We start from the raw sequence: 12,845 nt of genomic DNA on the forward strand, positions 1-12,845 counted from the left end.
CGACGCTCGGCAGGCGCTCCGCCGTCAGCGGGTGGCCGTCACCGTCAGCGCCGCCCACGCGACCGGCGGGAGCGTCACCCTGGCCCGCCCCGGGCCGCTCTCGACCTCAAGGGCTCGCAGGCCCACCCGCTCCGGGTCGGCCAGCGTGTTGCGCGCGTGCCGGTCGTCGTCCGCGAGGACGACCGCCTCGCTCACCCGCACGTCGGTACCGAGCCCGGCGAGGTCCAGCTCGAGGGTCGTCGGCTCCGCCGTGGCGCGGTTGAGCACGAACACCGCGCCGGTGCCCGACTCCTCGTCCCAGGTCACCGCCGCGTCGACCACCGGCACGTCCCCGTACACGCTCGTCGAGTACGTGGGCGCGTCGACGTGCACGTCGAGCGCTGCGCCGCGGGCGAGTCGCGACGTGGTCGCGAACGGGAAGAACGTCGTCTGCCGCCACGCGGGGCCGCCGGGCTCGGTCATGATCGGCGCGATGACGTTCACCAGCTGGGCGAGCGACGCGCTGGTCACCCGGTCGGCGTGCTTCAGCAGGGAGATGAGGAGCCCGCCGAAGACGACCGCGTCGGTGACGGAGTAGACGTCCTCGAGCAGCCGTGGGGCCACGGGCCAGGTGTCGATCCCGCGGATCTGATCGACCTGCTCGAACCGGCTCTGGTACCAGACGTTCCACTCGTCGAAGGAGATCTCGATCCGCTTCGTCGAGCCCCGGACGGCGCCGACGTGGTCGGCCGTCGCGACGACGGTCTCGATGAAGTGATCCATGTCGACGCCGGAGGCGAGGAAGCTGCCGACGTCCCCGTCGCGCTCCTCGTAGTACGCGTGGCAGGAGATGTAGTCGACGTCGTCGTACGTGTGCGTCAGGACGACGCGCTCCCACTCGCCGAACGTCGGCATGTAGGAGCCGGACGACCCGCAGGCGACCAGGCGGATGGACGGGTCGAGCATGCGCATGGCCTTGGCCGCCTGCGAGGCGAGGGCCCCGTAGGCGTCGGCCGACCGGTGGCCGACCTGCCACGGGCCGTCCATCTCGTTGCCGAGGCACCACATGTCGACGGCGAAGGGCTCGTCCCGGCCGTTGGTCCGACGCCACTCCGACAGGTCCGAGCCACCCGGGACGTTCGTGTACTCGAGCAGGTCGAGCGCCTCCTGGACGCCGCGCGTGCCGAGGTTGACCGCCAGCATGAGGTCGCTGCCGACGGCGTCCAGCCAGGTCGCGAACTCGTGCAGGCCGACCTCGTTGGTCTCCGTCGAGTGCCACGCCAGGTCGAGGCGGCGCGGCCGCCCGGCCCGAGGACCCACGCTGTCCTCCCAGCGGAACCCGGAGACGAAGTTGCCGCCGGGATAGCGGATCGTGCTCACGCCGAGCTCGCGGACCAGCGCGATGACGTCTCGCCGGAACCCGTCGGGCCCGGCCTCGGGGTGACCCGGCTCGTAGATGCCGTCGTACACGTGGCGGCCCAGGTGCTCGACGAACCCACCGAAGAGGCGTCGACGGACAGGCCCGACGACGGCGCGCCGGTCGAGGGCGAGGTGGGCGGTGGTCATGCGCGTCCTTCGATTGCCGGGGCGGGTCGGGCGTGGTGGCGGAATCGGCCCACGAGCGGCGTCCTCGTGCGAGCGAGCCCGTGTGCGCGCTCCTCGAGCGCGTACAGGCCCATGGGCAGGAGGTGGTCGACCCGGGGCGCCGTACTGGTCCGCCACGTCCACTCGTACATGTCGAACAGCGGCCACCACGTGTACGCGACCACGTCGAGGCCCTCCGCGCGCAGGTCGCGGAGCGCCGCCACCGACGCGTCCAACCAGGCCAGACGCTCGTCGACCGTCCCCGTCACGCAGGTCTCCGTCAGGGCGACCGGAGCGCCGTAGCGGGCGGCCGCCTCGCGCAGCAGCTCCGCGAGCCCGGCCGTGCCGTCGTCGCGCGTCGGCCGGGGATCGGCGAAGCCACCACTGTGCGACTCCCCGGCGCGGAGCAGCTCCGTCGAGTGCCTCGGGTAGTAGTTCACGCCGACGACGTCGGGGCGGACGGCGTTCTCCCGGAACGCTGTGAGGTCCGCGTCGGACACGCCGTGCTCGGCGAGGAACGCGGCGAGAGGGTGTCCGTCGTCGACGCGGCCCGTGGCGAGGTCCTCGACCAGCCAGGTCTGCTCGCGGAGCCGGCCGATCGTTGCCGCGTGCTCCGCGTCCCCGTCGAACCGCATCCCGGCGTCGACGTGCACGAACGTCGCCGCGTCACCGAGCACCTCGGCGATGCCCGCCTGGGCCCGCTGGAATCCACGGGTGAGCTGCGCGCACATCGAGACGAGGCCTGCGGGGCCCGACAGGTAGGGCGGCCAGTACGCGTACTCGCCGGAGAAGAGCGCGTGGATCATCGGCTCGTTGACGGGCGTGTAGTCCGTGACGCGATCGCCGTACCGCTCCGCGACCGCGACGGAGTAGTCGGCGACCCGGGCCGGGTAGTCGCGGTGCGCGAACTGGCCGTCCAGCCAGAGCGGCGTGCCGTAGTGCATCAGGTCCAGCACGGGGCGCAGCCCCAGCTCGACGAAGCGGTCGATCACGCCGTCCAGCCACGACCAGGCGTACCGCCCGGGTTCGGGCTGGAGCCGGTACCAGGGGACCCCCCAGCGGACGAGCTCGGCGCCGGCGTCGCGGGCGAGGCCCAGGTCGGCGTGCCAGTGCTCGTAGTGCTCGGTGAGCGCGTACTCGTCGAGCGCCCGCTCCCCCGCGCGCTCCTGGGGTACGAACGTGTCCTCGATGCCGAGCCCGAAGTGGAGTGCGCCGTCCTCGAACCACCGCGGACCGGGCCCCCGGTCGCCGGACGCGCGGGGACTCGCCGTCATCGCGCTCACCCCTTGAGCCCGGTGGTCGCCACGGACTCGATGAACCGCCGCTGAACGAGCAGGAAAGCGACGACCAGCGGCAGGATCGCGATGAGCGAGCCGGCCATCATCACGCCGTAGGGGATGATGCCGCCCGGCCCGGTGAGCAGGGTGAGGCCGGACGTGATTGTCCCCATCTCCTGCTCGGTCGTGAAGACGAGCGGCCAGAGCAGGTCGTTCCAGTTGTTGACGAAGGTGAAGATGCCGAGCGTGAGCAGCGCCGGCACGACGTTCGGCAGCACGATGCTGCGGAAGATCCGGAACTCGTTCGCCCCGTCGATGCGCGCAGCGCTGTCGAGATCACGTGGCAGGGCGAGGAAGAACTGGCGCAGGAAGAAGATGCCGAAGGCGTCGGCGGCTCTCGGGGCGATGAGCCCGGGGAACGTGTTGACCCAGCCGAGCTCGCTGACCAGCTGGTACACCGGGACCAGGGTGGCCTGGAACGGGATCATGAGGCTCGCGATGATCGCGATGAGCAGCGCGCGCCGTCCCCGGAAGTCGATCCGCGCCAGGGCGTACGCCGCCAAGGAGTCGAACACCAGCGCGAACGCCGTGACCCCGCCGGCGAAGACGAAGCTGTTCAGCACGAGCCGCGAGAAGGGCAGCTCGGTGACGATCCGCCGCATGTTGTCGAGCGTCCACGTGTCCGGCACCAGCGTGGGCGGGTAGGCGTTCACCTCGGCCGTCGGCTTGAACGCGGTGAGCACGATGATCGCGATGGGCAGCAGCACGAACGCGGTGACGGCGAGCATCGCGAGGATCGAGACGAGCGTTCCGGCCCGCATGCGGCGGCGGGGGCGCCGGATCGGCGGATCGGTGACGGCGGGCGCACGGCTCCCCGACGCCGGCGTCGCGGTGGCGCTGCTCACGACAGGTCCTCCTCGCGGCGGCCGAAGAACACGAACTGGAGGATGCTCAGCAGGAGCGTCGCGACGAGGAGCACGTAGGAGAGCGCGGACGCGAACCCGAGCTCGAGCTTTCGGAAGCCGGACTCGTAGATCTCCATGACGATCGTCTGGGTGTGCCCGTAGGGGCCGCCCCCGGTCATCACGTAGATCTGGTCGAACGCCTGGAGCGCGGCGATCATCGCGAAGACACCGACGAACGCGAAGGTGTTGGACAGCAGGGGCAACGTGACGTGGCGGAAGCGGCCGAGGGCACCCGCGCCGTCGACCCGGGCGGCCTCGTAGAGCGAGGCCGGGATGTCCTGCAGGCCGGCGAGGAAGATGACGAAGTAGAAGCCGAAGCTCTTCCAGACGGCGACGAGGGCGACCGCCGGCATCGCGAGCGTGGGGTCCTCGAGGACGTCGCCGAGCTGGATCCCCACGCCGCTGAGCCAGTAGGTGACCAGGCCCACCTGCGGATCGATCAGGTAGCTCCACGCGAACGCCGCGACCGCGAGGGACACCACGAACGGCAGGAAGAGCGACGTGCGGAAGAACCCCCGCCACGGAAGGCGCGGGTTGTTGACGACGAGGGCGAGGACCAGCGCGGCGACGACGGCGGTCGGGGTGAAGATGGCCGCGTACAGCACGGTGTTCACCACCGCGTCGCGGACGCCCGCATCGGTGAAGACCGCCGAGTAGTTCTCGAGGCCGACCCAGTTCTCGGTACCGAAGCCCGCGGCGTCGGTGAACGACAGACGGAGCGCGGAGATCATCGGCCACAGCACGAAGGCGGCGAGCACGACGAGCGCCGGGAGCAGGAACGCGAGGGCCGTGGTGCCGCGACGCGCCTCCCCACGAAGGAGGGACCGACCGGGCGGCCGTCCGCTGCTCCGGCCGCCCAGCGGCGCGGGGGCGCGGTAGGCAGCGCGGCTGCCGGGTGTCTGGGTACTCATGGGTCCGTCCGGTCGCATTGGCTGGGAGGTTCGGGACAGGCATCGGGCCTCAGGCGGTGCGGGGGCGGCCGGGCGCCGCCCCCGCACCGGAGGTCACTGGTCGGCGAGCGCCGCCTCGACCTTGTCCTGGGCCTCGGCGAGGAGCATGGCGATGCCCTCGCCCGCCATCGCCCGCTGCGTGAGCTCGTCGACGGCCGTCAGGACGTCGGTGGTGTTGACGACGCCCGGCAGCAGGGGCCGACCGAACTCCGCCATCGGCGTGAGGGCGGCGACCGTCGCGTTCTCCGCGATGGCGTCCGCCGGGATGTCCGTCCGGAGCGGGGGCCAGCCGGAGCCCAGCGACCACGCCACGGAGTTCTCGTCGTTGAAGAAGTAGGCGAAGAACTGCTCCGCGGCCGCCTGCACCTCGGGGTCGTCCTGGGCGGTGATCGCCATCGAGATGCCGATCGCGGAGGCCGCCTGCGCCTCGGGGCCGGCCGGGATCGCGGCGATGCCCAGGTCGATGCCGTTGTCCGCGGCGATGAAGGTCATCCACGGGCCGCCGACAGTCATGGCGGCCTTGCCACCCGAGAAGAGCTCGTCGGCGCCGATGCCGTCGACGCCTGTCGGCGAGATCGCGGCGCCGGCGATGGCGTCCTGCCAGAACGCGAGGGTCTCGGCGTTCTCGGGTGAGTCGACGACGGCCTCGCCGTCGGCGACGATGTCGCCACCGTTCCCGTAGAACAGCGACGGCCACAGGCCGTTGGCGACGGTGGCGTGGTCCGGAAGGACGACGCCGTACTGCTCGGGGGTGCCGTCGCCGTTCTCGTCGACGGTGAGCGCTGTGGCCGTGTCGACCCAGTCGTCCCACGTGGCGGGTGCCTCGGTCACGCCGGCGGCGTCGAAGAGCGCCTTGTTGTAGTAGAGCGCGAGCGGGACGAAGCCCGCAGGCACCCCGTAGACCGCACCGTCGACGGTCACCATGTCGACAGCACCCGGGTTCAGGTCGGCAGCGTTGTTCGCGGCGTCGGCATAGAAGTCGTCGAGCGCCACGAAGGCGCCCCGCGCGGCGTAGACGGGCAGCCGCTCGGCGGGCATCGCGACGATGTCCGGGCCGTCGCCCGCCGAGAGCGACGGCAGCAGCGTGTCGTCGATGACTGCCCAGGGGTTGATCTCCGTGACGATGTGCACGGCCTCCTGGCTCTCGTTGAAGTCGGCGACGATCTGCTCGAGCACGTCACCGTCCGCCTCGGTGTAGCCGTGCCAGAACGTCAGCTCGACGGTGTCGCCCGAGGTGTCGGGCGCGGTCGTGTCGTCGGGGGTCTCGGGCGAGTCGTCGCCCGAGCATCCGGCGAGGGTCAGTGCGGCGATCGCGAGAAGCGCGCCGGTAGCGAGCGAGGAGCGTGTCATGCGGATTCCTTCCCTTGCGAGACTCCGATGTCTGCATGGGCGGCGACTCGTACGTGGGGCCCACCCGTTACAACGTTGTAACGGCAGTCTCGCGACCGCGGCCGCCGGATGTCAAGTCTCGGTCTGGTAACGGCACCCTCAGGCGCCGACGCGGACCGGGGCACCCGTGGACTCGCGCTGGACGATGCGGAACGGCGAGCGCAGCTCCCGGCGCGGCGCCGGCGCCGAACCACCGATCCGCTCGAGCAGGAGCTCGACCGCGATCCTGGCGATCTCCCGGCGCCCCGGGTCCACGGTCGTCAGGCTCGGCAACGAGTACTTCGCCTCGTCGATGTCGTCGAAGCCGATGATCGCCACGTCCTGCGGCACCCGGAACTCATGCATCCGCAGCACCCGCAGGGCGCCCAGCGCGAGCTCGTCGTTGAGGCCGAAGACGGCGTCGAACGCGACCCCGCGCGCCAGCAGCTGCTGCATCGCCTCGGCTCCGTTCACGCGGTGCCACGGGCCGGCGTCGACGACCAGCGAATCGTCGTAGTCGAGCCCGTGCGCCTCGAGCGCGGCGCGGTACCCGGCGACCCGCAGCCCCGCGGAACCGATCCGCTCGCCCTCGTGGGCGCCGATCACGGCGATCCGCCGGCGCCCGCCCGCGATGAGGTGCTCGGTGGCCGCCCGCGCGGCCTCGACGTTCTCCATCGTCACGTGGTCGACCGGTCCGTCGAAGATGCGCTCACCGAGCAGGACCAGCGGGAAGTCGACCTGGAGGGCCGCGGCGTCGTCGCTGCCGAGCCCGAGCGGGCTGAAGAGCAGGCCGTCCGACATCTGCCGGCGGTCCCCGGACAGCGCCTCGAGCTCCCGACGCCGGTCACCCCCGGTCTGCTCGATGAGCACGACGACGCCGTGCGCGTCGGCGACCGTGATGACCTCGTCCGCGAGCTCGGCGAAGTACGCGAGGCTCAGCTCCGGGACCGCGAGGCCGATCGCCCCCGTGCGGCCCGAGCGCAGGCTACGGGCCGAACGGTTCGCCCGGTAACCGAGCTGGTCGATGGCCGCCATGACCCGCGCGCGGGTCTCCGGCGCGACGTGGGGATGGTTGTGGATGACGTTCGAGACGGTCTTGAACGACACACCGGCGACCTGCGCCACGTCGCGAAGAGTCGCCGCCATGACCACACACCGTAGCCCCAGGCGACCGGGCACCGATCCCTTGACACCCCTCCCCACCCCGCGCGTACCTTGGACTCGCTTGCTCGTTACAACGTTGTAACCGATCAGGGAGGGGCAGCATGTCAGCACACACACGCCCGGCCGGAGACCGACGGCCGAGACGGACCTGGCGGAGCTTCGCGGCGGGCACGGCGGCCGTCGCAGCCGCCCTCGCCGCAGTCGTCGCTCCGGGCGCGGCCTCGGCGGTGACGACCGGGAACGGCGCCCTCGTGTACGCGCCCGCCGCAGGGAGCTCGTTCAACCCGGAGGGCGGCACGCCGGCCGGCACCACCTACGCGAAGATCGTCGTCCTCAAGCACAGCGGCTCGGCGAACGGCACGCAGCTGGTCACCTTCGACCAGCTGGTCCTCCAGAACGGCGTGCAGGTCTACCCGATCTACCGGAGCACGGACAACGGTGCGAGCTGGACCCACGTCACGGACGTCAACCCGAGCGCGACGTTCCCGGCACTCACCCGAACCGCCCAGCCGTTCCTCTTCGAGGTCACCCAGACCACGGGCAACCTGACCGCGGGGACCATCCTGCTCGCCGGTATGGTCATGCCCGAGGATCGGTCGAGCAGCCGTTTGGTCCTCTACAAGAGCACCAACCAGGGCACGAGCTGGAGCTACGTCAGCACCATCGACACCGGCGGCCCCGCCGTCTACGACCCGAGCCCCACGTCGACCACGACGACGGTCTGGGAGCCGTCGCTCGCGATCGACGCGAACGGGGGCCTGGTGGCCTACTTCTCCGACGAGCGACAGAAGGCGAACGGCGTGCTGCAGGCCGTCTCGTACCGCCGCTCGACCGACGGCGGCCAGACCTGGGGATCGCTCGTCAACGTCTCGGCTCCCACGAACTCCAGCGACCGGCCGGGGATGATCACGGTCACCACGCTCCCGGACGGCCGCTACCTCGCGACGTTCGAGGTGGTGAACCGCCCCAGCCAGAGCCAGAACACCGCACCCGTCTACTACAAGACCTCGCCGGACGGGTTGAGCTGGGGATCGACGACGAGCCTCGGCTCGCCGGTCGAGCTGGCCGACGGCCGCGGCATCGGGTCCTCGCCCTTCGTCACCTGGTCGCCGAGCGGCGGGCCCAAGGGCATGGTCGTCATCGCGTCCAAGTGGTCGCTCGACGCCTCGGGCAACATCGACGGCGGTCAGAACCTGTACGTCAACTACAACCTCGGCGAAGGCCCCTGGGAGCGGCTGCCGATGCCGGTGACGTACGACGCCACGGACACGCAGGGCGGCAACTTCAGCGGCTTCGCCCAGGGCATCGACGTGAGCGTCGACGGCCGGACGCTCTACCAGGCGACCAACGTCGAGAACCTGGCGACGCAGCTCAACGACATCCGCGTCGGCTCCGTCCCGCTCGACGCCCAGCAGTACGAGGCGGAGCTGGCGACCATCAACGACGCCTCCGTCGTCAACCACGTGCAGGCGGCGGCCGGCGCGAAGGTGGGCAACATCAACAACAGCGGCAGCTACGTGCAGTTCACCGTGCGCGTCCCGACGGCGGGCAGCTACACGCTCAACGTCCGCTACGCCAACGGCTACGGCTCGACCGCGACCCACGGCGTGAGCGTCAACGGAGGCGGGTCGTCGTCGATCAGCTACCCGCGGACGGTCGACTGGGGCAGGTACCTCTGGGCCCAGAAAACCGTGAGCCTCAACGCCGGGGTGAACACGATCAGGTTCACGAAGGGCTCCAACTACGCCGAGCTCGACCAGATCCAGGTCCACGCGAGCGCGGCGCTCGATCCGCAGTTCCAGGTCGTCAACCGCAACAGCGGCAAGCTCCTGGAGGTGTTCAGCGCGCTCACGACCGACGGTGCCGCCGTCGGGCAGTGGGGTTCGACGGCGCATGCCACGCAACGGTGGACCGTGCGTCCCGCGGCCGGCGCCGTCGAGCTCGTCAACCTCAACAGCGGCAAGCTGCTCGAGATCCCGTCGGCGCAGACGGCCGACGGAGTCGACGCCGTGCAGTGGGCACCGACCGGGCACGCGACGCAGCGTTGGGTGCCCGCCACGAGCGGCGGCTGGTGGACGTTCACCAACGCCAACAGCGGCAAGCTCCTCGAGATCGACGGCTGCTCGACGGCCGACGGCGCGGTCGCGCAGCAGTGGCCCGCCAACGGCTACGCCTGCCAGCAGTGGCGCCTGGTCAAGGAGGGCATCCAGTAGCGGGCGACCGCCGCACCCGGCGGCGGCTCAGCGCTCGGTGACGAGGGCTGGGCCGCCGGCCGGGCGGGCCACCTCCCAGGTGGCGTCGACGCGCAGGTCGCGCGCGAGGTGCTCGTCGTGGGTGACGACCAGCAGCGCACCGCGGTAGTCCTCGAGCGCTTGGACCAGCTGGTCGACGCTGGCCATGTCGAGGTTGTTCGTCGGTTCGTCGAGGACGAGCAGCCGTGGCGCAGGCTCGGCGAACAGGACCCGGGCGAGGGCGACCCGGAACCGCTCGCCGCCGGAGAGCGCGGCGATCGGGCGGGTGGGGGCGTCGCGCCGGAGCAGCAGCCGGGCGAGGATCGCCCGCGCGTCGTGCGGGGTGCGCCCCGGGGCCGCGGAGCGCACGGCCGTGAGAGCGTCGGGGAACCCGTCGAGCTCGAGGGTGCGCTGGGCGAGGTGGCCCACCGGCACCGCGACCGGCGTGACCACCGACAGCGCGTCCCCGAACACCGCGAACCGGTGCGGCACGTCCCGCCCGAGCAGGACCTCCAGCAGCGTCGACTTGCCCGCGCCGTTGTCCCCGGCCAGCCGGACCCGCTCCCCGCCCCACAGGCTGAGCACGCGCCCGGCGGACTCGATCGCCAGCACGCTCTTGCCCGCGGGCACGGCCGTGGCGGGCAGGTCGATGCGGATGACGTCGCCGGCCCGGGCGGCGAGGTCGGCACGGCTGCGCTCGGCGGCGGCCCGGCCCACGCGGTCGGCGTGGACGCCGCGCACCCGGCCGGCGGTCACCTCCGCCGCGCGCTTCTTGGCGCCCGCGACGATCGGCGGGTACCGGCCCGACGCCGCCGCCTTGCGTCCGCCCGCCGCACGTCGGGCGAGCTTGGTCTCCTCCTCGACCGCCTCCCGACGCGCGACGCGCAGCGCGGCCTCGGCGTCGCGCAGGTCCCGCTCGGCCGCCTCCTGGAGCACGGCACGGCGCTGCGCGTAGGCGCTGAACGTGCCGCCGTAGACCGGCGTGCCTGGGCGACCGAGGTCGGCGATCGCGTCGACGTGCTCGAGCAGCTCGCGGTCGTGCGTGACGACGACGAGCGCGCCCGGCCAGGCGTCGACCGCCGCGTACAGCCGGGCGCGGGCCGTGGCGTCGAGGTTGTTCGTCGGCTCGTCGAGCAGGGTGACCGCCGGCCGGGCCAGCCGGATCCCCGTGAGCGCGACCTGCATCGCCTCGCCGCCGGACAGCGCGGTGACCGGGCGGTCGAGCAGCGCCGGGTCGGCATCGAGGCCGAGCAGGGCGAGCTCGGCGAGCGCGCGCTCCTCGACGGCCCAGTCGTCGCCGACGGCGTCGAAGTCCGCGGGATCGAGCGAGCCCGCCTCGATCGCGGCGAGCGCGCGCCGGACCGGGGCGATGCCCAGCAGGTCGGCGACCGTCGAGCCGGGCGCGACGGCGGCGTCCTGCCGCAGGTGGCGGACGTCGCCGCTGACGCGCACCGTGCCGGCGTCTGGCACGAGCTCGCCCGCGACCAGGCGCAGCAGCGTGGACTTGCCCGAGCCGTTCGGGCCGATCAGACCCGTCCGCGCGGCCGCGAACGTGACCGTGACGCCGGAGAGCGCGGGCGTCCCGTCGGGCCAGGCGAAGCGCAGGCCGTCGACGACGACCGCGGGCGCGGGGGCAGCAGGAAGACGTGGAGGCAGAGACATGTGAGATCCCGAGGGTTCGCGGTGGGTGCGGGCACTCGTGGCACCAACCCGGCGCCGGATCTCACAGCTTCACGACGGTCCTCTCTCTGACGGCGGCGCCACCGTAGGCAGTGGCGCCGCCGTCGGTCCAGGGATTTGCGGGCTCTCAGACGTCGAGCGGCACCCGCGCGTCGGCGGACGCGAAGCCGAGCCACGTGTGCCGGTTGCCCGCCCAGCACCAGCCGACCTTGGGCGCGTTGCGGCGCTCCTTGCCGTCACGGCCGGTGCCGTTGCTGATCCACAGCGCCGGCGTGCGCGCGTCGAGGCGACCGTTCGGCTTGCGCAGGCGCGAGCCGATGGTCATGTAGCAGTGGTTGCGGTCCAGGACGTCCGGCACCTGGAGCGCCCAGCCGATGCCCTCGGCGAGGGTCAGCGGCGTCCGGCCGGCGCCCGTGATCGCCGGGAGCGCCTCGTCGGGCGACCAGTTGGCCATCTCGTCGCCGCGCTGCAGGCCGGTGACCAGGAAGAACGCCGACGACGGCGGCTCCGCGCCCGGGATCGGCGCGAACGCGTCGACGTCCGTCATGTCCTCGACCACGAACCCCGGGCGGTCGCCGAGCCGCAGCAGCGGGGCGAGGACCGACGGCGGCAGGCGGTCCGGGTGCGGCACGAGGAGGCCGGCCACCGGGCCGAGCCGGTCGACGGCGTCGCGCAGGCGCTCGGGCGAGACGCCCGCGGCGTCGGCCAGGCCGAGCGCGACCAGGCGCTCCACCTGCTCGGCGAGCGGGGGCAGCGGCGGCACCGGGGCGGGGGTCGAGGTCGTCGGGGTCGGGGACGTCGTCATGAGCACCTCCGTGGCGGGACGCCGACCCGAGAGGCCGGCCAGGGGTCAACGTCCGCGGGAGCCGTCCGGTTCCCGCGACGTCAGGCGCCCGTGCCGCCGGTGTGCGCCGCCGTCAGGGCATGACCTCGGCGGCGATGCGCAGGGCGGCGTCGTGGCGCTCGTCGTCCGTGCCGCCGAGGTCGGCCGAGCCGTGGCCGCCGACCAGCACCGCCATCACCGCGAGCCGCACGCGCAGGCGGCCCTCGACGTCGGCGTCGGGCGGGAGGATCGCGTCCGCGAGCTCCTTCTTGTAGCGCCGGACGATGGACATGGCCCCGGGCATGCCCGCGATGGCGAGCTCGTTCTGCTGCACGCAGCGCATGAGGTCACCGGTGCCGCCGCGCGTGGCGGCACCGAGGCGCTCGAGGAACTCGAGCCGACGCTCGCGCGTCGACGGCTCGGACCGGGCCCAGACGATGAGCTCGTCGAGCGAGGCCGCGACGTCGCGCAGGAGGCTCTCGAGGATGTCGTCCTTGGTCGGGAAGTGGTAGTAGAGCGCGGCCTTGGTCAGGCCGAGGTCCTCGGCGATCTCGCGCAGCGACGTCTTGTCGTACCCCTGGGTGTTGAACAGCCGCAGGGCGGTGCGCTGGATGTCACCCCGGGTGTCCCCGCGTCGTCGCGTCTGGGCAGCCATGGCGTCCATTGTCCTCGGTCCCGTCGCATCCTGAGATTCTTACTTGACGACCGGCTAGGTACCGGCTTAGCGTCCATCGTAACTTACCGGGCGGCTAGCAAGTAGGGCCCTCGGAACCGGCGAGGCTCCCGCCCCGGCCGACGCTCCCGAGCGGTGTCGCTCGTCCTCC

General features: G+C 72.3%; 10 protein-coding genes. 1 reads left to right on the forward strand and 9 read right to left on the reverse strand.

Going from position 1 to position 12,845, the window contains the following annotated elements:
• Positions 1 to 24 precede the first annotated feature (24 nt).
• From arfA to AFE02nite_RS09715, 6 genes are all read right to left on the reverse strand, one after another.
• Positions 25 to 1,545 (reverse strand): arabinosylfuranosidase ArfA, encoded by a 1,521-nt coding sequence (gene arfA / locus AFE02nite_RS09690; protein WP_034246703.1) that lies wholly within the window; start codon positions 1,543 to 1,545, stop codon positions 25 to 27.
• Positions 1,542 to 2,837, reverse strand: coding sequence for a family 1 glycosylhydrolase (locus AFE02nite_RS09695; protein ID WP_052113730.1), 1,296 nt, complete (start codon positions 2,835 to 2,837; stop codon positions 1,542 to 1,544). The genes arfA and AFE02nite_RS09695 overlap by 4 nt, the downstream gene beginning before the upstream one ends.
• A 5-nt stretch (positions 2,838 to 2,842) precedes the next feature.
• Complete coding sequence (locus AFE02nite_RS09700) at positions 2,843 to 3,745, reverse strand: carbohydrate ABC transporter permease (RefSeq protein WP_034246701.1); 903 nt, start codon at positions 3,743 to 3,745, stop codon at positions 2,843 to 2,845.
• Positions 3,742 to 4,716: a carbohydrate ABC transporter permease gene (locus tag AFE02nite_RS09705; RefSeq protein WP_034246699.1), complete on the reverse strand. Its 975-nt coding sequence runs from the start codon at positions 4,714 to 4,716 to the stop codon at positions 3,742 to 3,744. Before AFE02nite_RS09705 ends, AFE02nite_RS09700 begins: the two co-directional genes overlap by 4 nt.
• Positions 4,717 to 4,809: 93 nt before the next feature.
• Positions 4,810 to 6,105 carry an ABC transporter substrate-binding protein gene (locus AFE02nite_RS09710; protein WP_034246697.1) on the reverse strand — a complete coding sequence of 432 codons (1,296 nt, stop codon included), beginning with the start codon at positions 6,103 to 6,105 and terminating at the stop codon, positions 4,810 to 4,812.
• A gap of 138 nt (positions 6,106 to 6,243) precedes the next feature.
• Positions 6,244 to 7,269, reverse strand: a complete 1,026-nt coding sequence (locus AFE02nite_RS09715) for a LacI family DNA-binding transcriptional regulator (RefSeq protein WP_034246695.1) — start codon at positions 7,267 to 7,269, stop codon at positions 6,244 to 6,246.
• Between the two features lie 119 nt (positions 7,270 to 7,388).
• Here AFE02nite_RS09715 and AFE02nite_RS09720 point away from each other — a divergent pair, with 119 nt between their 5' ends.
• Positions 7,389 to 9,500, forward strand: coding sequence for an RICIN domain-containing protein (locus AFE02nite_RS09720; protein ID WP_146819549.1), 2,112 nt, complete (start codon positions 7,389 to 7,391; stop codon positions 9,498 to 9,500).
• 27 nt (positions 9,501 to 9,527) lie between these two features.
• On the opposite strand, the gene AFE02nite_RS09725 is transcribed toward AFE02nite_RS09720, so the two are convergent.
• From AFE02nite_RS09725 to AFE02nite_RS09735, 3 genes are all read right to left on the reverse strand, one after another.
• Positions 9,528 to 11,180, reverse strand: coding sequence for an ABC-F family ATP-binding cassette domain-containing protein (locus AFE02nite_RS09725; RefSeq protein WP_146819550.1), 1,653 nt, complete (start codon positions 11,178 to 11,180; stop codon positions 9,528 to 9,530).
• Positions 11,181 to 11,325: 145 nt separating this feature from the next.
• Positions 11,326 to 12,003, reverse strand: coding sequence for a DUF5701 family protein (locus tag AFE02nite_RS09730; protein ID WP_052113815.1), 678 nt, complete (start codon positions 12,001 to 12,003; stop codon positions 11,326 to 11,328).
• 112 nt (positions 12,004 to 12,115) lie between these two features.
• On the reverse strand, positions 12,116 to 12,676 hold the full coding sequence (locus AFE02nite_RS09735) for a TetR/AcrR family transcriptional regulator (protein ID WP_052113818.1): 561 nt from the start codon (positions 12,674 to 12,676) through the stop codon (positions 12,116 to 12,118).
• Between the last annotated feature and the right edge of the window lie 169 nt (positions 12,677 to 12,845).

This window comes from Actinotalea fermentans, assembly GCF_007991475.1.
GTDB classification, from domain to species: Bacteria; Actinomycetota; Actinomycetes; order Actinomycetales; family Cellulomonadaceae; genus Actinotalea; species Actinotalea fermentans.